The organism is Flavobacterium tibetense (assembly GCF_003293845.1).
Lineage (GTDB): Bacteria > Bacteroidota > Bacteroidia > Flavobacteriales > Flavobacteriaceae > Flavobacterium > Flavobacterium tibetense.
In genome coordinates this window covers 194,295-216,760 of record NZ_QLST01000002.1, presented here as the reverse complement: position 1 = coordinate 216,760, position 22,466 = coordinate 194,295, and the positions used below count along the sequence as shown (strand labels likewise).

Annotated in this window: 20 protein-coding genes and 2 tRNA genes; 7 read left to right on the top strand and 15 right to left on the bottom strand. The window is 33.4% G+C overall.

Going from position 1 to position 22,466, the window contains the following annotated elements:
- Positions 1–87: 87 nt before the first annotated feature.
- The 4 genes from DPN68_RS02720 to sppA all read right to left on the bottom strand — a co-directional run bounded on the left by DPN68_RS02720 (position 88) and on the right by sppA (position 5,949).
- Positions 88–2,691 (bottom strand): AsmA-like C-terminal region-containing protein, encoded by a 2,604-nt coding sequence (locus DPN68_RS02720; protein WP_113988056.1) that lies wholly within the window; start codon positions 2,689–2,691, stop codon positions 88–90.
- A gap of 101 nt (positions 2,692–2,792) precedes the next feature.
- Positions 2,793–3,500 carry a queuosine precursor transporter gene (locus DPN68_RS02715; protein WP_113988055.1) on the bottom strand — a complete coding sequence of 236 codons (708 nt, stop codon included), beginning with the start codon at positions 3,498–3,500 and terminating at the stop codon, positions 2,793–2,795.
- Positions 3,501–3,629: 129 nt separating this feature from the next.
- A complete protein-coding gene (locus DPN68_RS02710) occupies positions 3,630–4,094 on the bottom strand; it encodes a hypothetical protein (RefSeq protein WP_113988054.1) in 465 nt (154 codons plus the stop codon).
- A gap of 88 nt (positions 4,095–4,182) precedes the next feature.
- Positions 4,183–5,949, bottom strand: coding sequence for a signal peptide peptidase SppA (sppA, locus tag DPN68_RS02705; protein ID WP_113988053.1), 1,767 nt, complete (start codon positions 5,947–5,949; stop codon positions 4,183–4,185).
- 120 nt (positions 5,950–6,069) lie between these two features.
- Between sppA and folK the strand changes: the two genes are divergently transcribed.
- Positions 6,070–7,215, top strand: a complete 1,146-nt coding sequence (gene folK, locus DPN68_RS02700; RefSeq protein WP_113988052.1) for a 2-amino-4-hydroxy-6-hydroxymethyldihydropteridine diphosphokinase — start codon at positions 6,070–6,072, stop codon at positions 7,213–7,215.
- 144 nt (positions 7,216–7,359) lie between these two features.
- Here folK and DPN68_RS02695 read toward each other — a convergent pair whose 3' ends face one another.
- Positions 7,360–7,887 (bottom strand): RNA methyltransferase, encoded by a 528-nt coding sequence (locus DPN68_RS02695; protein ID WP_113988051.1) that lies wholly within the window; start codon positions 7,885–7,887, stop codon positions 7,360–7,362.
- Between the two features lie 256 nt (positions 7,888–8,143).
- Between DPN68_RS02695 and mutS the strand changes: the two genes are divergently transcribed.
- The 4 genes from mutS to DPN68_RS02675 all read left to right on the top strand — a co-directional run bounded on the left by mutS (position 8,144) and on the right by DPN68_RS02675 (position 11,550).
- Positions 8,144–10,711 (top strand): DNA mismatch repair protein MutS, encoded by a 2,568-nt coding sequence (mutS, locus tag DPN68_RS02690; protein WP_113988088.1) that lies wholly within the window; start codon positions 8,144–8,146, stop codon positions 10,709–10,711.
- A gap of 160 nt (positions 10,712–10,871) precedes the next feature.
- Positions 10,872–10,944 (top strand) — tRNA-Gly (locus DPN68_RS02685).
- An 18-nt stretch (positions 10,945–10,962) separates the two neighbouring features.
- Positions 10,963–11,048: transfer RNA gene (locus DPN68_RS02680), tRNA-Leu, on the top strand.
- 142 nt (positions 11,049–11,190) lie between these two features.
- Positions 11,191–11,550, top strand: coding sequence for a DUF1508 domain-containing protein (locus DPN68_RS02675; protein WP_113988050.1), 360 nt, complete (start codon positions 11,191–11,193; stop codon positions 11,548–11,550).
- A gap of 51 nt (positions 11,551–11,601) precedes the next feature.
- Here the strand turns inward: DPN68_RS02675 and DPN68_RS02670 are convergent, their stop codons facing one another.
- From DPN68_RS02670 to DPN68_RS02660, 3 genes are all read right to left on the bottom strand, one after another.
- Positions 11,602–11,790, bottom strand: a complete 189-nt coding sequence (locus tag DPN68_RS02670; RefSeq protein WP_113988049.1) for a hypothetical protein — start codon at positions 11,788–11,790, stop codon at positions 11,602–11,604.
- A 127-nt stretch (positions 11,791–11,917) separates the two neighbouring features.
- Positions 11,918–14,068: a S46 family peptidase gene (locus DPN68_RS02665; protein WP_113988048.1), complete on the bottom strand. Its 2,151-nt coding sequence runs from the start codon at positions 14,066–14,068 to the stop codon at positions 11,918–11,920.
- A gap of 54 nt (positions 14,069–14,122) precedes the next feature.
- A complete protein-coding gene (locus DPN68_RS02660; RefSeq protein ID WP_113988047.1) occupies positions 14,123–15,382 on the bottom strand; it encodes a 3-deoxy-D-manno-octulosonic acid transferase in 1,260 nt (419 codons plus the stop codon).
- Positions 15,383–15,535: 153 nt separating this feature from the next.
- Here DPN68_RS02660 and DPN68_RS02655 point away from each other — a divergent pair, with 153 nt between their 5' ends.
- Positions 15,536–16,666, top strand: coding sequence for a DegT/DnrJ/EryC1/StrS family aminotransferase (locus tag DPN68_RS02655; RefSeq protein WP_113988046.1), 1,131 nt, complete (start codon positions 15,536–15,538; stop codon positions 16,664–16,666).
- A gap of 64 nt (positions 16,667–16,730) precedes the next feature.
- Positions 16,731–17,747 (top strand): UDP-glucose 4-epimerase GalE, encoded by a 1,017-nt coding sequence (gene galE, locus DPN68_RS02650; RefSeq protein WP_113988045.1) that lies wholly within the window; start codon positions 16,731–16,733, stop codon positions 17,745–17,747.
- 90 nt (positions 17,748–17,837) lie between these two features.
- On the opposite strand, the gene fabD is transcribed toward galE, so the two are convergent.
- From fabD to purT, 7 genes are all read right to left on the bottom strand, one after another.
- Positions 17,838–18,713, bottom strand: a complete 876-nt coding sequence (fabD, locus tag DPN68_RS02645) for an ACP S-malonyltransferase (RefSeq protein ID WP_113988044.1) — start codon at positions 18,711–18,713, stop codon at positions 17,838–17,840.
- A gap of 59 nt (positions 18,714–18,772) precedes the next feature.
- Positions 18,773–19,303, bottom strand: coding sequence for an NADPH-dependent FMN reductase (locus DPN68_RS02640; protein WP_113988043.1), 531 nt, complete (start codon positions 19,301–19,303; stop codon positions 18,773–18,775).
- Between the two features lies 1 nt (position 19,304).
- Positions 19,305–19,532 (bottom strand): (4Fe-4S)-binding protein, encoded by a 228-nt coding sequence (locus tag DPN68_RS02635; protein ID WP_113988042.1) that lies wholly within the window; start codon positions 19,530–19,532, stop codon positions 19,305–19,307.
- Between the two features lie 17 nt (positions 19,533–19,549).
- Positions 19,550–19,834: a GNAT family N-acetyltransferase gene (locus tag DPN68_RS02630; protein WP_113988041.1), complete on the bottom strand. Its 285-nt coding sequence runs from the start codon at positions 19,832–19,834 to the stop codon at positions 19,550–19,552.
- Between the two features lie 8 nt (positions 19,835–19,842).
- Positions 19,843–20,559 carry a pirin family protein gene (locus tag DPN68_RS02625; RefSeq protein ID WP_113988040.1) on the bottom strand — a complete coding sequence of 239 codons (717 nt, stop codon included), beginning with the start codon at positions 20,557–20,559 and terminating at the stop codon, positions 19,843–19,845.
- Positions 20,560–20,637: 78 nt separating this feature from the next.
- Entirely contained in the window at positions 20,638–21,213 is a 576-nt protein-coding gene (locus DPN68_RS02620; protein ID WP_113988039.1) for a Crp/Fnr family transcriptional regulator, read from the bottom strand.
- A 51-nt stretch (positions 21,214–21,264) separates the two neighbouring features.
- Positions 21,265–22,434, bottom strand: a complete 1,170-nt coding sequence (purT, locus tag DPN68_RS02615; protein ID WP_113988038.1) for a formate-dependent phosphoribosylglycinamide formyltransferase — start codon at positions 22,432–22,434, stop codon at positions 21,265–21,267.
- Positions 22,435–22,466: the final 32 nt, after the last annotated feature.

The window sequence follows — 22,466 nt, the reverse complement described above, 5'->3', positions numbered from 1 at the left end:
CTTCTTTTTAAAGATAATAGAAACCCTTTCAAAATTTGAAAGGGTTCAATCACTTTGTACTTTACACTTTATATTTTGCACTTAAAACTATTCATCTTTTTTCTTCTTACCAAAAAGATTCTTAACCGCGTCTTTCACACCATCTTTTACTTGTTCTTTTGGTGTTGGTGTGGTTTTAGTGGTATCGGTTGTTGTTGCATTTGTTGTTGCTTTATCACCACCTAATAAATTACTTAAGGCAGAAGTTCCTTGATTGACTAATTTATCCTTTTGCATTTTTACCAATTGTGTTGCTAAATTGGTAGTAGCTTGTTTCATATCGGTTCTCACGTTTGGTTGCGAAAAACTTCCCGTTAAATTGGCTGTTACTGGAACACTTTCAATTTTTTGTTGTTCTGCTGGTGTTAATTTTGAAAGTAAATTGGTTACTTCTGAACCTAAATATTTGGCAGGAACATCAAATTTTACGTCGTAATTCATTTTTTGGTCAAAACCGTGTGTTCCGCCTAATTCAATTCCAATGTCCTGGTATTTCAATTGCATTGGTTTTAGCGCTACTTTTCCGTCTTTGAAAGATAATGCTGCTTTTACATCGTTTAAGTTTAATTTACTAACATCTAAAAACTTCACATTGTTGCTCAACGAAGATAGCAATTGCGAGTTTTGTTGGTTCACAGAAGTATTCAACAATTGTCCGAATAAATCACCTGAAATGGTTTTTAAATCGGGAGTCATATCGTTAGTTAAATCACCCGATAGCTTAATGGTTGAATTTAATTTTCCATTTATAGTATTGGCAATTGGCGCAATACTTTTTAGCATGTCTAATTGGGTGAAAGATTCTGCAATATTTACCGCATTTAAAACTAAATCCATATTGAATTTTGGCGTATCTGTTTTGGTAGAAACCGTTCCGTTTAATCCAATATTTCCACCAAAAATATCCATTTTTAAGTTGCTCAAGGTTACAGCTTCATCTTTAATGGCTAAATTTCCTGAAACATTTTTCAAGTTCAAATTGTCATACACAACTGTCGTAGCTTTTGCAGTTAAATTACAATCTAAAAATGACGGAATTTTCACTGCTTCAGTTGCTTTTTTTCCAGCATCATCAGTCGTGGTTGTTGGTGCCATAAAATCAGAAACCACTAATTTATTGGAAGCCAAATTGAAACTTCCTTTTAACACTTGATTTTTGAATAAGAAACCATAGAAATTATCTAAATTTCCAGTAATATTCACGTCGCTACTTCCTGTTTTAGCATCAAATTCATTTAACTTGATTTGGTTCGGATTAAATGTGATGCTCGTTTTATTGATTTGGAATGGTTTTGCCATTTCCGGACCTTCATAATTGAAACCGGTTAACGACATTGTTCCCGAATTTTGAATGTTTTGATACTGACTAGTTTCAACGGATTTCATGTCGAATTTAGTTGTCACATCGGCTTTTAAAATTCCAGTTAATGGTTTGTCTAATTGCACTGGATACGCTTTGGTAACATTGGCCAAATTAATTGTTCCTTTTAGTTCGGCGTTTACCAATGCGTTTTCGGTTAAGTTACGCACATTAGCTTTCGCATTAAAAACATCTTGATCGATGGTGAATGACAATTGGTCTAAATTCACATACGTATCATTCATCAAACCCGTTTCGTTGATAATGTGTGTATCAATGACAATGTTTTTAACTGATTTTGGTAAATCAGGATATTGGAACGAAGCGTTTTTAGAGGTAATTTCAATGTTGAATTTTGGAATAGTCGTTTCGGTAAACTCACCAGCTACTTTTCCTTCTACTTTAAATTCGCCAGTTGTTTTTACTTGATTGATATTTCCAGCATAAGCTTCTGGAACCAAACCTAAGAAGTTTTTGAAATCAGATGTTGGAGTTTTGAATGTTAAGTCATACAATTGACCGTTTTCTTGCATTTGTAAAAATCCATTAAATTCCAAAGGCAATTGATTGATTAAAGCTTTATTGTCTTTGAATTCGAATTTCATTTTATCCAAATCGATTCCTAAAACAGCATCCAAACTTAAAGCTACATTTTTCATGTAGTTAGTACCTTCCATATCAAAAGATAATTTCGTAGTAGTTTTGGTATCCAAATCTAATTTTTGTTCAGCGAAATTTCCTTTTCCAGTATGATTCAATTCGTTCAAAGCCAGTTTTATATTGGAACCTTGATCCCAATATGCCATCTTCAAATTTTCTATTTCATAGTTTTGAATGCTTAAATTGAACGGTTTGCTCTCCGGATCGTCTTTCTTTTCTTCGTCATCTTTTAGAGCAATATCAAAATTTCCAATGCCATCTTTATTGAAAATAACATTTACAATGGCATCCTTCAAACGAAAACTCTGTAAATTCATAGTTTCATTTTCGCTTTTAAATAATTCTTTGATACTCATTTTCAGATGAGTTTCGCCAGCAAAAAGCAATGTGTCGCCTTCAAATGGTGCTTTATTAATAATACCTAAATCAGTAATGGTAACATTGGCATTGGGAAAACTTTTAAGCAAACTCAAGTCAACATCTGCAAAAGCCACCGTTGCATCAACATTTTCATTGATGGATTTCAGTACCATTGCTTTAATTTTATCTTTAAAAATAAAAGGAGCAGCCGCTAAAACAATAATAGTTACCAACAAAAAGATTCCTAAACCTTTTAATATTTTCTTAGTCATACGATTCAAATTTAAATTTTGAACAAAACTTATTCTGTTCAATACTACAAAAGTAGTACCAAATTAATCAAAGTAAATTAAGATTTCGTTAAACTTAGTAATTAATCAATAGAAAGTTCTTCATTGATTTTTAGATTGAATTTTCTCCTGAAAAAGTAAACAGCAATATATAAAAAGGGCGTATCAATCAATGCGATAAATAGTTTGAAAACAAATCCACTGATGAATAATCCGCTAAAAAGATGCCAAGGCAAAATATTGAAGGAACAAAGCAAAAATAAGACTGAAAAAGTGTCAACTGCTTGAGAAGTGATGGTTGAAAAATTGTTTCGTAACCAAAGCATTCTTCCTTTAGTCAATTTCTTCCAAAAATGATAGATTTGAATATCAATATACTGGGCAAATAAGTAAGCCAACATAGATGCCAAAACTGCCAAAGCGGTTTGACCAAAAACTGTTGAAAATGTAGCGTTATCGACTGGAGAATTCGGAATAGCTGGAACTTCATTAGCCAAATAAATAATTCCCAATGAAAAAACGGAAGCAAAAATTCCAGTAGTAACTACTTGATTGGCTCTTTTCTTACCGTAAATTTCTGAAATAATATCAGTTATCAAAAAAGTAATAGGATAAGGCAAAATACCAACGGAAATTTCAAATAATTTGGCACCAAAAATAGTCACATCACCAAACGGATACCAATAGAAAAACTTCTGAAAAATTAAATTCGAAACTACTAACGAGCAAATAAATAAGCCACTTAAAATAAAGTAGATTTTTTGTGCCAATAGTTTTTGTTGAATTTCCATTTGTTTAATAAAAAGCAAATATAATTAAACAAATTGATTAAAATAAAAATGCCGCTCCTTTTTTTGAAGCGGCGTTTTTATATTTTTAAAAGTAATCTAAAACATTAGAATTTATTATTAATCATTTTTTTAATTAGTCACAACAACAATTCCTCCGTCAAATGATTTTTCTCCGTATATCATGTTATGTATGTCATTTTTGCTTAATATTTTAATACTAGTTATTGTTTTAGGGTCAATTAAAAAGTTCTTTTTTCTTGGCAATCCATTTACTACTACTAGTATTTCTAATTGATTAACATCATGATTTTCATTTGTTTTCATCACACGATCTATATACAATCTGCTTACTTCAATAAGTTCAATAGTCTTTAATTGTTTAATGTGTAATGTTTTATTTTGCTTATCAATCTTTACATACTCTATATTGTCTTTATCAAGATACACATTTTCAAAATCTATTTTTTTATCATCAACATAAATGATATAATTACTTGAATATTTTTCTATTATATTAATGTGATTATATCTAATATTTTTTGTTGCACAACTTAAAGTTATATTCAAAAAAAGCAAAACAAGTAATATTTTCATTCGTTTATTTTTCAATATGTTGTGATTCAAAATAGCATATTTTTGATCGTTAGATTAAAGCTAAATTGTACGATTCGTGTTATTTGAATTATTTAATTTTAATCTCAAAAGGCATCAACGCTTGCACACCTCTAATTTCATTTGCACGTTTGATTTGTTGTAAAACTTGGTAATTTTCTTCGCCAATTTGCTCTCTAATCAAAGCTTCTTTCGATTGGAACATACCAAATCCGGTTAATTGTGCTAATAAATCTTCAAAACTCTTTTCGTATTCTGGATAATTTACCGTTTTATATTCTTTAGCTTTTCCAAGTTTTGCAGCATGAGCAATGGCTTTCTCTAGTCCACCTAATTCATCCACTAAACCGTTTTTCAAAGCATCATTTCCTGTCCAAACTCTTCCTTGAGCAATTTCGTTTACTTGTTCCACTGTCATTTTTCTTCCAGTGGCAACTCGTTGTAAAAATACCGAATAAATATTTTCAATGCTTTCTAAAGTAACGTTTTTGAAAGTATCATCAATTGGTTCAAATAAACTGTAACCATTTGCGTTATCATGTGTTTTTACTTGCTCTGCGTTTATACCAATATTTTTCGCTAATTGTGTCATGTTTGGTAATACACCAAAAACGCCAATCGAACCTGTAATTGTACTTGGTTCCGCAAAAATTCTATTGGCATTACAAGCAATATAATATCCGCCTGAAGCAGCCACATTACCCATAGAAACTACAACTGGTTTGGTTTTTTTGGTAATTTCAATTTCTCTCCAAATCAATTCGGATGTTAAAGCACTTCCACCTGGACTATCCACACGTAATACAATTGCTTTTACATTGTCATCTTCTCTAGCTTCTTGTAACGAACGTTTGATTGAACCTTCACCAATAATATTAATATCGCCTTCACCACCACGAATTTCACCTTGTGCATAAATGACAGCAATAATATCTTTTTTGGAATAATTTTTTACGGTTTTAGCATTGTTTTTTGCATAATCTAAAATGCTTACTTTGTTGTATTCTTTTCCTTCTTTAACTTTTAAATTTGATTTAATAGCATTGTGATATTCATCTTCGTAAGCGATTTTGTCAATCATGTTTTTTGCCAAAGCCAATTCAGGAGTTCTTGCGCCTAATGTGTTAGCAATTCCATTTAAACTGTCCACAGAAATTTTTCTGCTTTTAGCAATATCTTCTACCATAGTTGCCCAAGCCGAATTTAATAAAACCGTCATTTGCTCGCGGTTTTCTGGACTCATTTCTTGTGCCAAATAAGGTTCAACCGCACTTTTGTATTTACCGTGGCGCAATACTTCCATTTTAATGCCTGTTTTTTCTTGTAAATCTTTCAAGTATAAAATTTCAGACGATAATCCTTTAAATTCCAATTCTCCCACTGGATTCAAGTACAAACTATCCGCTACCGAGTTTAAATAGTAATCTCTTTGTGTGATGAAGTTGCTATAGGCAACTACAAATTTTCCTGATTTCTTAAAATCTTCTAATTGATCGCGAAGTGCTTTACTTTGGGCTAATCCCAGAAGCGATTGGTTATTTAAAATTGAAATTCCTTTGATTTTATCATCATTTTTAGCACTTTCAATTGCATTTAATACATCAATCAATCCGTTGTGGTTGGTTTCAAAATAGTTAAAATCTTTGAAGTTTACTTTTCCAGCATAATCAAGCGTTACTTTAGATAAATCTAACTCAATAACAGAGTTGTCTTTAACTTTTACCACATCATCATCACCACCTGCAATTACACCAATTAACAAGATTCCAAAAAAAGCAATCATAAAGAATACGAAGATTCCAATGATAGTTGCCAATACATTACTTAAAAATTTCATTTTTTTATTCCTTTGAATGTTATGCTTATAAGTAGTAGAAAAGCAATTTTTGTTACATGTTCATAAAAAAATATAATTAGACAAAAGAAAGTGTAAAAATGTTTGTTATTTTGCCACTAGATGAAAGCACAAAACCAAATCATAGTATCAATTGGAAGTAATCAAGGAAATCGATTAGATAACTTATTGGTTGCTATAGATTTAATTCATCGGCAAGTGGCAACAGTGGTTAAAGTTTCCGCTATTTATGAAACGCCAGCTTGGGGTTTTGAAAGCGATGCGTTTTACAATGCCGCTATATTGTTGCATTCCACTAAAAATCCGCAGAAGCTATTAAACCAACTTTTGAAAGTTGAAAAGCAATTGGGTCGCATTCGTACCAACGAAAAAGGATACCAAGCCAGAACTATTGATTTGGATATAATTGCTTTCAATGATGAAGTTATTTTAACCGAAAATTTACAAGTGCCGCATCCACAAATGCAACATCGCAAGTTTGTGTTATTGCCACTTCGTGATTTGGATAACCAATGGCAACATCCAGAATTACATCTTTCGGTTACAGAATTATTGGCAACAACTTCAGATGAAAGTCAGTGTGAAGTGGTGCATAAAATTACTTCTCCGATTGAAAAATTGCGTTTACCTGAATTCAATTATATTGCTATTGAAGGAAATATTGGTGCTGGAAAAACCACATTGGCAACAAAAATCGCGGAAGATTGTAATGCTAAATTGGTTTTGGAACGTTTTGCAGACAATCCTTTTTTACCCAAATTCTACAAAGACCAAAGCCGATTCGCTTTTCCATTAGAAATGTCATTTTTGGCTGATAGATACCAACAGTTAACGGATGATCTAGCGCAATTTGATTTGTTTAAGGATTTTATCGTAGCCGATTACCATATTTTTAAATCGCTAATTTTCGCTAAAGTCACGCTACAAGAAGACGAATACCGCTTGTACAAAACCATGTTCGACATCATTTACAAAGAAATGCCAAAACCTGATTTGTATGTGTATTTGTACCAAAACAGCGAACGATTATTAGCCAATATCAAAAAAAGAGGCAGAAGTTACGAACAAGAAATTCCACAAGAGTATCTAGAGAAAATTAATCGTGGTTATTTAGACTATATCAAAACCCAAACCGATTTGAACGTTTTAGTAATCGATGTTTCCGATTTAGATTTCGTGAAAAAACAGGAAGATTATGTGTTTTTGTTAGAAGAGATAAATAAGAAAATAGCATTAGCACGCGGATGAAACGGGATGCTATGCAACATTTATTTATGCAGATTTTCATACAAAATTGTCACGCTGAAAGCGTCTCTTTTGACTTATTTAAACACGAATTCCTAGCGTTCTTTGCGAAAAACTTTGCTTCTTTGCGTTTAAAGAACAAAATTTTTATTGAAGTTTTTGAAACAAATCCCAAATTACAATCCCAGCACTAACTGAAATATTCAATGAATGTTTACTTCCCAATTGCGGAATTTCAATCACACCATCACTCAAATTAATGGCTTCCTGCGAAACACCTTTTACTTCGTTTCCAAAGATTAAAGCGTATTTTACTTTTTTCTCAGGTTGAAAATTGTCTAACATAATCGCATTTTCTGTTTGTTCTACCGAAAAAACTTTTACATTTTCTGCTTTCAATTGGTTGACCACTTCCAAAACATCTTTGGTATATTCCCAAGTTACAGTTTCTGTTGCACCAAGTGCTGTTTTATGAATTTCTTTATTGGGTGGCGTTGCGGTAATGCCACACAAATAGATTTTTTCCATCAAAAAAGCATCAGCCGTTCTAAAAACCGAACCAATGTTGTGCAAACTTCGAATATCATCTAAAATAATAATAATCGGTGTTTTTACAGCTTCTTTAAATTCTTCGATGTTCTTACGTTCTAATTCCGCGTTGGCTAATTTTCTCATGTTGCAAAAATAAGGGAAATGTACCAACTAGGCAATTTGTTTTTTTAACCACAAGACTCACGAAGAAGGCACAAAGCGCACAAAGATTTTTTTAAATGAAAATTTATCAGAACATCCAAAAATCTAATTTCTATTTTCTTTATTCTTTCAACTTAATACTTTATTTTATTACCTTCGCCAATGCACTAAAAATTTCAAAATCGTGGCTAAAAAAACGGAAGTAACTACTGATAAAACACCAAAGGAAACCCCTTTAATGAAACAATACAACGAGATAAAAAGGAAATATCCTGATGCTTGTTTGTTGTTCCGTGTTGGCGATTTTTATGAAACTTTTGGTGATGACGCTGTGCGAGCAGCTCAAATTTTAGGCATAACTTTAACCAAACGTGGAGCTGGAAGTGAAAGCGAAATAGCATTGGCAGGATTTCCGCATCATTCTATTAATACCTATTTGCCAAAATTAGTAAAAGCTGGACTTCGAGTAGCGATTTGTGATCAATTGGAAGATCCTAAAATGACTAAAACCATTGTCAAAAGAGGCGTTACCGAATTAGTAACTCCAGGCGTTTCAATGAATGATGAGGTGTTGCATTCCAAATCCAATAACTTTTTGGCAGCCATTCATTTTGGTAAGAAAAACTTAGGAATTTCCTTTTTAGATGTTTCAACTGGTGAATTTTTAACCGCTCAAGGCAACGAAGAGTACATCGATAAACTATTGCAAAATTTCAATCCAAGTGAGGTTTTAATTCCAAAACAATTCAAAGCGCGTTTTAAAGAAGTTTTTGGTGAAGATTTTCATGTTTTTCATCTAGAAGATTGGGTTTTTAAAGATGATTATGCTTTGGAAACACTAACCAAACATTTTCAAACGGCTTCTTTAAAAGGTTTTGGAATTGAAGAATTAGCAGAAGGAATCGTGGCTTCAGGAGCGGTTTTGTATTATTTATCAGAAACGCAACACAATAAAATCCAACATATTACCAATATCCAACGTATTGCTGAAGACGCTTACGTTTGGATGGACCGCTTTACGATTCGAAATTTAGAATTGTATCATTCTACCAATCAAAATGCGGTTACGTTATTGGATGTTATCGATAAAACGCTTTCGCCCATGGGAAGTCGTTTGTTGAAACGCTGGTTGGCATTGCCATTAAAAGATGCCAATAAAATTAGAAGTCGACATGAAGTTGTAGCTTATTTGAAGGAAAATCAAGAAATGCTGCAACAAATTCAATACCAAATCAAGCAAATTTCAGATTTAGAACGTTTGATTTCTAAAGTGGCAACAGGAAAAATTTCACCGCGAGAAGTTATTTATTTGAAAGAATCTTTAGATGCTATTATTCCAATAAAATCGTTGGCACTTTCAAGTAAAAATGAAGCATTGAAAGTTATTGGTGATAGTTTGCACGCTTGTGAATTGTTACGAGAAAAAATTGGAAACACATTAAATCAAGATGCTCCTGTAAACATCAACAAGGGAAATGCCATTGCATCAGGAATCAATACAGAATTGGATGAATTGCGTGCCATTTCTTCCACTGGAAAAGGCTATTTAGACGATTTGGAACAAAGAGAAAGCGAACGAACAGGGATTCCATCGTTGAAAGTTTCGTTTAACAATGTTTTTGGTTACTATATTGAAGTTCGAAATACGCACAAAGATAAAGTACCAAGCGAATGGATTCGCAAGCAAACTTTGGTAAGCGCGGAGCGTTACATTACCGAAGAATTAAAAGAATACGAATCGAAAATTTTAGGAGCCGAAGAGAAAATTCAAGCACTCGAAAGTCAGCTGTATGAGCAATTGGTCATTTGGATGGGAACTTACATTAAACCGGTGCAGCACAATGCCAATTTAATTGCGCAATTGGATTGTTTGAATTCATTTACACAATTGGCAATTGAAAACCACTATACCCAACCCATTATAGACGATAGTTTTGCATTGGAAATTAAAGAAGGTCGCCATCCAGTGATTGAAAAGCAGTTGCCAATAGGTGTTCCGTATATTTCCAATGATGTGTATTTGGATGCAGATTCCCAACAAATCATTATGATTACGGGACCAAATATGTCGGGTAAGTCGGCCATTTTGCGTCAAACAGCTTTAATAGTGTTATTGGCACAAATGGGGAGTTTTGTTCCAGCGGAAAGTTTGAAAATGGGAATTGTTGATAAAATTTTTACTAGAGTAGGAGCGAGCGATAATATTTCAATGGGCGAATCTACTTTTATGGTAGAAATGAACGAAACGGCTTCGATTTTGAATAATATTTCCAATAGAAGTTTGGTTTTGCTAGATGAAATTGGAAGAGGAACGTCAACTTACGACGGAATTTCGATTGCTTGGGCCATTTCGGAATACTTGCACGAACATCCAAACCGACCAAAAACGCTATTTGCAACCCATTATCACGAATTGAATGAAATGGAAGTCACCTTCGATAGAATTCATAATTTTAATGTTTCTGTGAAAGAATTGAAAGATACGGTTTTGTTCTTGCGCAAATTGGTACAAGGCGGAAGCGCGCACAGTTTTGGTATTCACGTAGCAAAAATGGCGGGAATGCCTCAAATTGTGATCCAACGTGCCCAAAAAATGCTAAAAAAATTAGAGCAAAATCATTCAAGTGATGTTTTGGCAGGAGTAAAAGTAGCGAACGATGAAATGCAACTTAGTTTTTTTAATTTAGATGATCCGTTATTGGAAGAAATTAAAGAAGAAATCATTAATATCGACATTAATACGTTGACTCCAGTTGAAGCATTGATGAAGTTAAACGAAATAAAGAGGATGCTGACGAAAAAATAGTTTTGAATAAATTATTCGTTATCAAAAGGTTAAAGAAATGTTCCGAAAAAGTTTGTTTTTTTATTGAAAAAGTTCTTGCAGAAATAAAAATATGTTTTATATTTGCACTCGCAATACGGAACAAGTATGGCGACGTTCTTAAAAAAGAAAAATACGAAACGCGAAAATAGCTCAGCTGGTAGAGCGCGACCTTGCCAAGGTCGAGGTCGCGGGTTCGAACCCCGTTTTTCGCTCTACTACCAAAATAATTTGCTCGAGTGGTGGAATTGGTAGACACGCTGGACTTAAAATCCAGTGGGTAGTAATGCCCGTGCGGGTTCAAGTCCCGCCTTGAGTACAAAAAGCTTCTAACATTGTTAGAAGCTTTTTTTGTTTCAATAATTTTTTATTTTTTTATGAATAGAAATTATTAATAACTTCTAGCGTTTAAACTTCGAATCATCTTATAAAATGTTTATTTTGCAACAAATTCATTAGTGATGGGAGCATTTGTTATTAGTCAGCGTGTAAGTGGTTTGTATAAATTTGAATATGCTTCACGTAGAGGAAAAACTATAATAACGAGTAATGATTTTGAATTGCGTTTTGAATGTGAAGAGCAAATTGATTATTTGAAGCAAGCTATGGCGCGCGTAGTTTTTATGAAATTTAAATCTGGTAATGGTAAATTTTTCTTTCGAATGGTTTTGGATAAAAAAGAAATTGCAATTAGCAGAAAATATTCCACACAATTATTATTGCAAAAAGGGATTGATGAACTTTTGCGTTCGGTTGCAATAGCAGAAATTTTAGATTTTTCTTCCAACGAAGCTATATTTCCGGAAATCAATTGGGAATAGACATAAAAAAATCCCGATACAATCGGGATTAATTTTTCTGTTTGCTTAGAATTATTGAGCAACTTCTTCAGTAACTACTTCTTCAGTAGTAGCAGTAGTATCTTCAGCAACTGGAGCAGCAACTTCTTCAACTACTTCAACAGTTTCTTCAACTACAACTTCTTCAGTATTAGCTTCAGCTTCTTTACAAGAAACGAACATCATAGCAACTAATGCTAAGCTTAAAACAACTTTTTTCATCTTACTAAATTATAAAAGGTTAATTATTAATTCGGAGCAAAGATATAAATTTTTTGACATGTCAAAATATTTTTGCAACTTTTTTTTTATTTTTTTTTATTTCAGTTTTTCTTTAGTAATCAATAAGTTACTTAGAAGTACTTGCTTGTTTTTTTGGATGAACCAATTTCATTTCGTCAATAAGATGTTTTGCATTTGCAAATTTGTCTACAATAAATAAGACATAACGAATATCCACCATAATATTTCTACAAATCGCAGGGTCGTAATAGATGTCGCTCATAGTGCCTTCCCAAACCCTATCGAAGTTTAATCCAATTAAATTTCCGTTGGCATCAATAGCTGGACTTCCAGAATTTCCTCCTGTTGTATGATTGGTAGCAATAAAACAAACTGGCATTTTCCCGTTTTCTGCATATTGACCGTAATCTTTTTTGTTGATTAATTCAATTAACTTAGCTGGGACGTCAAATTCGTAATCACCTGGAACATATTTCTCTAAAACCCCTTCTAAATGCGTTACTGGTTCATAGTAAACCGCATCACTTGGACTGTAACCTTTCACTTGACCATAAGTTACACGTAATGTACTGTTAGCATCTGGAAAATATCTTCCATCAGGGAATAATTCCAATTGGGCTTTCATATACGTGCGTTGCAATGCTGCAATTTCTAAATTAATTTCATCGTATTTTGGTGAAATGGTATTGTAGAAATTATCAGCTAATTTTTTCACTAATTGGTAACCTGCATCTTTATTCAAGTTTTTGAAAACCGTTTTAGCATCTCCTTTCAATAATTCTTGAGTGCCTTTATAAGAAGTAAGTTTTGATTTACCATAAACTAAAGCCGTAGTCTTTTTAATATCCAAAGCTTTAATGTCTGTTGGAAGTAAAGGAGAATTTTTTGTATATAAAGCCATTAATTGCTCAAAAACTTTCTCATCAACTTTAGCATTAAAATCTTTATAAAAGCCTTCTAAACTTGTTATAGTATTGTTCTTTCTATCGGTAAAAGCTTGTTCGCCTCTAGCTTTGAATACTTGTTCCAATTGATACAAACGGAAACCAACGCTTAGTAATTCGGTATTACGTAATACGGTTTCAACAAAATAATCTCTTGCTAAAGCATATTGGTCAATCTCTTGGTAGTTTTTCTCAAAATTAGCTAATAAACTTCCATATTCGGCAGATTTTCCGCTTTTAGCCACTCTATTTTGGAACTCTTTCTCGAAATCTTTCTTGATTTGAACCGCATTAGATTTCTTTAAACCTTGACTTTCACCAATCCATTTTTTCCAATAATTCGCCACGCTAGCATATTTAGAAGCATATTGAATTTTAATAGCTTGATCTTTTCTCATGAAACCATCTTGTACTTTCAAAGCAGCATCACGAATCGTGATTTTAGCAGGATTTAATGAATTTACAATTTGCTCTACAGCAACTGCTGGTAAATATTCTTGTGTTCTTCCAGGAAAACCAAAAACCATTGTAAAATCGCCTTCTGCAACTCCGTCTAATGAAATTGGTAGGAAATGTTTTGGCGTGTATGGAACGTTATCTTTAGAGTATTCAGCTGGTTTGTTATCTTTTCCAGCATAAATACGAAACATAGCAAAATCTCCGGTGTGACGAGGCCAAACCCAGTTATCCGTATCTGAACCGAATTTTCCTATTGAACTTGGTGGCGCTCCCACTAAACGAACGTCTTTGAAAGTTTCAGTAACAAATAAAATGTATTGATTGCCTTCGTAAAACACACGAATTCTATTGTCTTGCCATTTTTCTTTTGGAAAAGTAGCTTGTACTCGTGCTATATTTTCTTGAATTCTTTTTTGTTTTTCAGCTTCTGAAGGCAATTGCATAACACCTTCCAAAACAGCAGTAGTAACATCGTGAATACTCACAATTAAAGTAGCTACCATTCCTGGATTTGGTAATTCTGAAGCTAAATCTTTTGCCCAAAAACCATCTTGTAAATAATCATTTTCTACTGATGAGTGTTTTTGTATTTCGCCGTAACCACAGTGGTGATTGGTTAATAATAAACCTTTTGGAGAAATAATTTCAGATGTACAACCTCCATTAAAATGAATAATGGCATCTTTTAAACTCGATTGGTTTACATCATAAATGTCTTGAGCCGACATCTTCATGCCTAAGCTTTTCATTTCGCTTTCGTTCATGCCTTTTAGCATGCTTGGAATCCACATTCCGCCTTGTTGGGCTTGCATTTGGAACGCTACAAAAAGCAAAAGTAATTTTAAAAATTTCATAGTTTTTGATATTTATTAAGGGTGCAAGTTACAATTTTAGATTTTTTTTACCATTTAATTTAGGGTTTCATTAAGAATATGATTCATAATGGTTTGTGTAGCTCCTTTATTCATTTGAACAAATGTGCTGCAAACATGTCCTTTTTCTAATCGTTCATCTTCGTTATGAAGTAACAAATCAAAAGCTTCATTCAATTGGGTTTGATTTTGAATAGAAATACAACCTTCCATATTTACTAAAGCCGTAGCTTCAGCAAAATGCGAGTAATTTGGTCCAATTATAACTGGAACACCAAAAGTCGCCGGCTCTAAAATATTATGAACACCCGGATTTCCAAAACCACCACCCACATAAGCAATATCGGCATAGGAATAAATTTTGGTTAAAATTCCGATGGTGTCGATGATGAAAACTTGATAATTTTCGAGGTTTGGTTTTCTTAATGTTTCTATCGAATAATCAGAAAATTTAAATTTAGTCTTATTGATTTGTTTGTAAAGTGAATGAATTTGCTCCGGTTTGATATTATGCGGAGCAATAATAAATTTCACATCATCCGAACTTTGATTGATGTAATTTACTAATAAACTTTCGTCTTTTGGCCAAGAACTTCCAATTACTATTGTAGTTTTGTTGTCTTTAAATTGTTCTATAAAATCCAATGAATTATCTCGTTCTAAAATCGAAACTACTCGGTCAAATCGTGTATCACCAGAAACTTTTACGTTAGTGAAACCAATACTTTGTAGTAGTTTTTTCGAGCTTTCATTCTGAACAAAAAAGTAATCAAATGTTTTTAAGGCATTTCTATAAAATCCGCCATACCATTTGAAAAACGCTTGTTTTTCTCGAAGAATTCCCGAAATTAAATAGGTTTTTATGTTCTGATTTTTTAGTTCGTTCAGGTAATTTGGCCAATATTCGTATTTGATAAAAAACGCCATTTCGGGATGAACTAATTTGATAAATTGTTTAGCATTGGAAATAGAATCCAAAGGCAAATAAACGGTAACATCAGCAACGGTGTTGTTTTTTCGTACTTCATAACCCGAAGGTGAAAAAAACGTAACTACAATTTTATGATTTGGAAATTGTTTTTTGATGGCTTCAATTACGGGTAAACCTTGTTCATATTCGCCTAAAGATGCTGCGTGAAACCAAATGGTTCTATCTGTTGTTTGAATTTTATCAGTCAAAGTTTGAAAAACCGACTTTCGCCCATCAACAAAAAGTTTCATTTTTGGACTAAAAAGTGCTACAATTTTTAAAAGTTGGGCAGCTAAAAGAACTACTAAGTTGTACAGAAATAACATAGTTGTAAATATCTAATGCGAAAATACAGTTTCTTTATTAAAATTCATTGCCAACTAATCAATTATTGACTATTTTTGTTCTTGTTAAAAGTAAAAATTAAGGTGAATCAACTTTTAAACTTTTAAACTTTAAACTTTTAAACTTATTTTTCAATGAGAAAATTACAAATGGTTGACTTGAAAAGTCAATATGAAAAAATAAAAGAAGAAGTAAACGCTTCTATTCAAGAAGTTTTAGAAACGAATACATACATCAACGGACCTTTGGTTCACCAATTTCAGGCGGATTTAGAAAAATATTTGGGCGTAAAACACGTAATTCCATGTGCTAACGGAACCGATGCGTTGCAAATTGCTATGATGGGATTGGATTTAAAACCAGGTGATGAAGTTATTACTGCCGATTTTACATTCGCAGCTACGGTTGAAGTAATTGCTTTATTGCAATTAACTCCAGTTTTGGTGGATGTGGATATGAATAATATGAATATTTCGTTAGATGGAATTCGTAAAGCTATAACTCCAAAAACAAAAGCAATTGTTCCAGTTCATTTATTCGGTCGCGCTGCAAATATGGATGCGATTATGGAAATTGCCAAAGAACATAATTTATACGTTATCGAAGATAATGCACAAGCAATTGGTGCAGATTATAATTCAAAAGATGGTTCTAAAAAGAAAGTAGGAACTATTGGGCACGTTGCAGCAACATCCTTTTTTCCATCTAAAAACTTAGGATGCTATGGTGATGGTGGCGCTATTTTTACCAATGACGATGCTTTGGCACACAAAATCAGAGGAATTGTAAATCATGGAATGTATGAAAGATACCATCATGATGTAGTAGGCGTAAATTCGCGTTTAGATAGTATGCAAGCTGGAGTTTTAAAAGCGAAATTACCGCATTTGGATACTTACAACAAAGCACGTCAAGAAGCAGCAAGAAAATACAGTTTGGCTTTAGGTCAAAATTCGAATATTTGGATACCAACGATTTGTGATTCTTGTGATTGTCACGTATTCCATCAATATGTAATCCGAATTTTAAACGGAAAACGGGATGGATTATTAGCACATTTACAAGAAAAAGGAATTCCTTGTGCAATTTATTATCCAATTCCATTGCACAGTCAGAAAGCCTATGCGGATTCAAGATATAAAGAAGAAGATTTTCCAGTTACGAATCAATTGGTAAAAGAAGTAATAGCATTGCCAATGCATACGGAATTAGATGACGAGCAAATTAAATTTATCACAGACGCCGTTTTAGAATACGTTAAATAGTCTTCAGTCTCAGTTATCAGTCTCAGAACTGTTAACTGCGACTGAGACTGATAACTAATTATATATGACAATACTTGTTACAGGAGGTTTAGGATTTATTGGTTCGCATACCGTTGTAGAATTACAAAATGAAGGTTTTGAAGTAATTGTAATTGACAATCTTTCGAATTCATCTATTGATGTTTTGGATGGAATTGCCCGCATTACAGGGAAAAAACCTTTATTTGAAAATATTGATTTACGTGAAAAAATAGCAGTTCAAAATTTCTTTTCAAAATACCAAGATATTTCAGGAGTTATACATTTTGCTGCATCAAAAGCAGTGGGAGAAAGTGTTGAAAATCCATTGTTGTATTATGAAAACAATATCAATTCTTTAGTGTATTTGCTTCAAGAATTACAAAAAAAAACAGAAGCCCATTTTATTTTCAGTTCGTCTTGTACGGTTTACGGTCAAGCCGAAAAAATGCCAATTACAGAAAATGCTCCTATTCAAGTTGCCATGTCACCGTACGGAAACACAAAACAAATAGGTGAAGAAATCATTACTGATGTAGCCAAAGTAACCAATATTAATTCGATTTTATTACGTTATTTCAATCCAATTGGAGCACATCCTTCAGCTGAAATTGGCGAATTACCATTAGGTGTTCCTCAAAATTTAGTACCATTTATTACGCAAACAGCTATTGGACTAAGAGAAAAGTTGTCTGTTTTTGGAAATGATTATCCAACGCCAGATGGAACCGCCATTCGTGACTATATTCATGTGGTAGATTTAGCCAAAGCACATGTGGTAGCATTACAACGATTATTGCATAAGAAAAATACGGAAAAAGTGGAAACGTTCAACATTGGAACTGGAACAGGAAGTTCGGTTTTGGAAGTAATTGCTGCATTTGAAAAAGTAACCCAACAAAAATTAAACTACCAAATCGTAGCACGACGCGCAGGCGATGTAACCGAAGCTTATGCCAATACCGATAAAGCGAACTCCATTTTAGGATGGAAAGCACAATTGTCATTGGAAGAAGCTTTAGCTAGTGCTTGGAAGTGGGAGAAGAAAATCAGACAGCAGTAATCAGTTTTCAGTCACAGTTGGCAGTAAAAAAAAAACAAAAAAATCCGAAAGTAATTTCGGATTTTTTTATCTGTAAACTGCGACTGCTTACTATAAAGCTGCAGAAACCGTTTCTACGTCTTTGTTAATTTTATTTACTAGTCCAACTAGTACTTTTCCTGGACCAACTTCTGTGAAACTTGTTGCGCCATCAGCAATCATTTGTTGTACGGATTGTGTCCATCTTACTGCACCTGTTAATTGTGAAATTAGGTTTTTCTTGATTTCTGTAGCATCGGAAACGGCATTTGCAGTAACGTTTTGATAAACTGGGCAAGTTGGTGTTGCAAAAGTAGTGGCTTCAATAGCAGCTGCTAATTCTTCTCTTGCTGGTTCCATCATGGGTGAGTGGAAAGCGCCTCCAACAGGTAAAATTAATGCACGTTTTGCACCTGCTTCTTTCATTTTTTCGCAAGCTAATTCAACTGCTTTGTATTCGCCAGAAATTACTAATTGTCCTGGACAGTTGTAATTGGCAGCTACTACAACACCATCAATCGAAGCACAAATATCTTCTACCATTTTGTCGTCTAAATTCAATACGGCCGCCATTGTTGAAGGTTTGATTTCACAAGCTTTTTGCATTGCCATTGCTCTTTTAGAAACTAATCGTAATCCGTCTTCGAATGATAATGCACCATTTACAACTAGCGCAGAAAATTCACCTAAAGAATGTCCAGCTACCATATCAGGTTTTACGTCTAATACTTTGGCTAAAATTACCGAGTGCAAGAAAACGGCTGGTTGGGTTACTTTGGTTTCTTTTAATTCTTCAGCCGTTCCTTCAAACATGATATCGGTGATTCGGAAACCTAAAATTTCGTTGGCTTTTTCGAATAATTCTTTTGCTAATGGGGAATTTTCATATAAATCTTTGCCCATTCCTGTGAACTGAGCGCCTTGACCTGGAAATACGTATGCTTTCATAAATTTTGTTTCAAGTTTAAAGTTTCAAGTTTTTCTCGAATGGCAAAAATAACATTTTTTTATAATTCGATCGAATTTACGATTTCTAGTAACTGATTTTTCAATTCTTTATTGGTAATTCCTTTTTCGGAATCGAAATTGTCATTGAAACTTGGTAATGAAAAACTTCCTTTTACGATGCCACCTTGAAAAGGAAAACGGTTTTTTGCAATTTCCAAAACAGAACTTCCGCCACGAGCACCTGGTGAAGTTGCTAATAATAACATGGGTTTTTCTTGAAAAGTTTTTCCATTGATTCGGGATGCCCAATCAAATATATTTTTGAAAGCTGTTGAATAGGCTCCATTATGTTCAGCAAAAGAAATTAGGATTAAATCAGCACTTCCTAATTTAGCATAGAAATCGTGTGCTAATTGAGGAATTCCGTTTTCTTTTTCCTTGTCAATTGAGAAAATAGGCATTTCGTAATCGTTCAAATCTAAAATTTCAACCGAAACATTTTTAAATTGATTTGCTGTATAAGTTGCCAGTTGTTTGTTAATTGAATTTTTACTTGAGGAAGCTCCAAAGACTAGAATTTTTTTTGTCATTTTATTTTTTGTTCAGATAATAGGTTAATGCGCCAGACGGACATTTTTTTACAGTTTCAATAATTTTTTCTGATGTTGAATTTTCAGGACTAATCCAAGGTTGCTCTTTGGGTTTAAAAACTTCTGGATTGTTTCTAACGCAATTTCCGGAATGTGTACACTTTCCAGATTGCCATACAATGGTAACTTCACCATTTGTATATTCTTTTTTTATGTTTTTTGGTTCCATAACTATTCCGTTTAAATTTATAAAACATCTCTAAATTCAATTGTTTTGTCAAAAACACTTTTGGCAAACGGACAAAGCGGAATAATTTTAATACCTTTTTCTCGGGCAAATTCCACCGCTTTGGTCACCATTTTTTTACCAAAACCTTTTCCTTCATTTCCAGGATTGACTTCTGTGTGGTCAATTATGATTTTATCGTCTCCTGCAAAAACAAAAGTCATTAAAGACTCTTGTTTTTCGTTTACTTCAATGTAAAAAGCACCGTTTTTATCATTGATTTTTAACTGTACTTCGTTGTTCATAGCTTTAATTATTGTTCCATCGGAATTTCCATTACTAAAAACTTCGCATTTGTATTGGCTTTGATTTCAATTTCATTGGTTGCCCAAATTCCAATTGCGTCTCGTCTTTCTAGTTGTTCACCATTTACTTCGATTTCACCTTCAATGTTCATGATGTAAAAACCGTTGCCTTCTTTTTTCAAACTTAGTTTTTTTGAAAAATCTTTGTCAAAATCACTCAAATAAAACCAAGCATCTTGATGAATCCAAACACCAGCATCATCTGGATTTGGTGATAAAATTTGTGCAAAATCATTTTTTTCTAACGATTTATCCAAAGTAATTTGTTGGTAACGAGGTTCTACGTTTCGATATTTTGGGAATAACCAAATTTGGAATAATTTAGTGTGTTGGTCTGCATTTGGATTGAATTCACTGTGTTGAATTCCAGTTCCCGCGCTCATTACTTGCACATCTCCTGTTTTGATAGTTGCAGCATTTCCCATGCTGTCTTTATGAGCTAAATCACCTTCTAGTGGAATAGTGATAATTTCCATGTTATCGTGTGGATGCGTTCCAAAACCCATACCAGCAGCAATAGTATCGTCATTTAAAACACGAAGCATTCCAAATTGTACTCTTTCTGGATTGTACCAACTAGCAAAACTAAAACTATGATATGCATTTAACCAACCATGATTAGCATTTCCTCTTGTATTTGCTTTATGTAAAACTGAATTTTTCATAATGTATAAATTTAGTAATTATTATGATACAAATTTACGCTTAGTAATAAAGAAAAGCACTTAACCTAGATTAAGAAATTATTTTTTCAACAATCTTGCTTTCATTTTACTGAAAAATTCGGGTGTAACTCCAATGTAAGAAGCAATATGTTTTTGAGGGACTTTCTGAATTAACGTTGGATATTTGGAACAGAATTTCTCAAAACGTTCTTCCGCGGTTAAACTCAAATTGTCCATTAATCGTTCTTGATGGCTTACCAATGAGTTTTCTGCTAAAATTCTGAAAAAGCGTTCCATTTTTGGAATTTCCTTGTACAGTATTTGATGATTCTCTTTGGTAATAATAATTACTTCCGCATCTTCTAAAACTTCGATAAACAAATTTCCTGGTTTTTCAGCAATGTAACTGTACATATCGCCAATCCACCAACCTTCGCAAGCAAAATGCAAAACGTGTTCAATGATATTGTCATTAATATTGAAGCTTCTTAAAATTCCAGCGTTTACAAAGTAGGTTTGTTTTGAAATTTCGCCTGTATTCAATAAAATGGTTTTGGCTTTGAAAGTTTCAGTTGAAGTTAATGACAATAGTAACTCTTCTTCTTGTGAAGTTAAGTCTACGTGTTTACTGATATTTTGAAGAAGTAATGACATAATTTATATGAACCTACAAGGTTTTATTCTTGTAGGTTTTAGTATATAAAATTAAGCATTTACTTTTATTAAACGAGCAGCTTCTTTTGCTTTTTCTACAATTGATTCAATTGGCGTTTCGATAGTATCGTAAGTTAGCGCAACTCCCATTCTTCTGTAAGGTCTTGAAGTAGGTTTTCCAAAAAGTCTGAAATCAGTTTTTGGTAATTTTGCTAAATTTTCAATTCCTTCGAATGTCGGATTTTCTGAGTTTTCTGTTGCTAAAATTACGGCACTAGCTCCATTTCTTTCCAAAGTAATTTCGGCAATTGGTAAACTTAAAATAGCGCGTAAGTGCAATTCAAATTCATTGAAATTTTGTGTTCCTGCCAAAGTAACCATTCCTGTATCGTGTGGTCTTGGAGATAATTCGGAGAAATAAACGCCTTCATTGGTTAAAAAGAATTCTACACCGAAAAGTCCAGCGCCACCTAAAGCTTCGGTAACTTTTCTTGCCATGTCTTGTGCTTCCAAAATGTCCTCATCTGAAACTTTTGCAGGTTGCCAACTTTCTTGATAATCACCACGTTCTTGTCGGTGACCAATTGGTGGGCAAAATAATGTTGGTAAGCCGTTATTTTGGGTTACAGTTAATAAAGTAATTTCTGCATGGAAGTTGACAAACGCTTCTACAATTACTTCAATTAAATCACCTCTTGAGCCTTCTACAGCATAATGCCAAGCTTTTTCAATGTCTTCCTGCGTTTTTATTGTAGATTGTCCTTTTCCAGAAGAACTCATTAAAGGTTTAACGACACAAGGAATTCCAACTTCAGAAACTGCTTTTTCTAATTCTTCTTTTGTAGTTGCATATCTGTAATTGGCAGTTCGTAATCCCAATTCTTTAGCGGCTAAATCACGAATAGCTTTTCGGTTCATGGTAAAGTTAGCCGCTTTGGCAGAAGGAACTACTGTAATTCCTTGCTTTTCGTAGTCATAAAAACGTTCGGTTCTAATGGCTTCTATTTCTGGAACTATAAAATCGGGTTGGTGTTTGGCTACAATTTTATCTAGTTCAGCGCCATCTAGCATATTGATTACCTCAAAAGCATCTGCTACTTGCATCGCTGGAGCTCCAGCATAACTGTCAACGGCAATTATGGTTTGTCCAATGCGTTGGGCAGCAATTACAAATTCTTTTCCTAGTTCGCCTGAGCCGAGTAGTAGTATTTTTTTGTTCATGAGTTGTGTATATAAAAGGAAATAAAAAAAGC

Excerpts from the sequence above, each read along its gene's own strand:
- DPN68_RS02620 (WP_113988039.1), bottom strand. The coding sequence starts at position 21,213 with ATGTCATTACTTCTTCAAAATATCAGTAAACACGTAGACTTAACTTCA.
- purT (WP_113988038.1), bottom strand. The coding sequence starts at position 22,434 with ATGAACAAAAAAATACTACTACTCGGCTCAGGCGAACTAGGAAAAGAA.
- DPN68_RS02630 (WP_113988041.1), bottom strand. The coding sequence starts at position 19,834 with ATGAACAACGAAGTACAGTTAAAAATCAATGATAAAAACGGTGCTTTT.
- DPN68_RS02720 (WP_113988056.1), bottom strand. The coding sequence starts at position 2,691 with ATGACTAAGAAAATATTAAAAGGTTTAGGAATCTTTTTGTTGGTAACT.
- DPN68_RS02655 (WP_113988046.1), top strand. The coding sequence starts at position 15,536 with ATGAGAAAATTACAAATGGTTGACTTGAAAAGTCAATATGAAAAAATA.
- folK (WP_113988052.1), top strand. The coding sequence starts at position 6,070 with ATGAAAGCACAAAACCAAATCATAGTATCAATTGGAAGTAATCAAGGA.
- DPN68_RS02695 (WP_113988051.1), bottom strand. The coding sequence starts at position 7,887 with ATGAGAAAATTAGCCAACGCGGAATTAGAACGTAAGAACATCGAAGAA.
- DPN68_RS02710 (WP_113988054.1), bottom strand. The coding sequence starts at position 4,094 with ATGAAAATATTACTTGTTTTGCTTTTTTTGAATATAACTTTAAGTTGT.
- fabD (WP_113988044.1), bottom strand. The coding sequence starts at position 18,713 with ATGAAAGCATACGTATTTCCAGGTCAAGGCGCTCAGTTCACAGGAATG.
- DPN68_RS02715 (WP_113988055.1), bottom strand. The coding sequence starts at position 3,500 with ATGGAAATTCAACAAAAACTATTGGCACAAAAAATCTACTTTATTTTA.
- DPN68_RS02665 (WP_113988048.1), bottom strand. The coding sequence starts at position 14,068 with ATGAAATTTTTAAAATTACTTTTGCTTTTTGTAGCGTTCCAAATGCAA.
- mutS (WP_113988088.1), top strand. The coding sequence starts at position 8,144 with ATGAAACAATACAACGAGATAAAAAGGAAATATCCTGATGCTTGTTTG.
- DPN68_RS02675 (WP_113988050.1), top strand. The coding sequence starts at position 11,191 with ATGGGAGCATTTGTTATTAGTCAGCGTGTAAGTGGTTTGTATAAATTT.
- galE (WP_113988045.1), top strand. The coding sequence starts at position 16,731 with ATGACAATACTTGTTACAGGAGGTTTAGGATTTATTGGTTCGCATACC.
- sppA (WP_113988053.1), bottom strand. The coding sequence starts at position 5,949 with ATGAAATTTTTAAGTAATGTATTGGCAACTATCATTGGAATCTTCGTA.
- DPN68_RS02670 (WP_113988049.1), bottom strand. The coding sequence starts at position 11,790 with ATGAAAAAAGTTGTTTTAAGCTTAGCATTAGTTGCTATGATGTTCGTT.
- DPN68_RS02660 (WP_113988047.1), bottom strand. The coding sequence starts at position 15,382 with ATGTTATTTCTGTACAACTTAGTAGTTCTTTTAGCTGCCCAACTTTTA.
- DPN68_RS02625 (WP_113988040.1), bottom strand. The coding sequence starts at position 20,559 with ATGAAAAATTCAGTTTTACATAAAGCAAATACAAGAGGAAATGCTAAT.
- DPN68_RS02640 (WP_113988043.1), bottom strand. The coding sequence starts at position 19,303 with ATGACAAAAAAAATTCTAGTCTTTGGAGCTTCCTCAAGTAAAAATTCA.
- DPN68_RS02635 (WP_113988042.1), bottom strand. The coding sequence starts at position 19,532 with ATGGAACCAAAAAACATAAAAAAAGAATATACAAATGGTGAAGTTACC.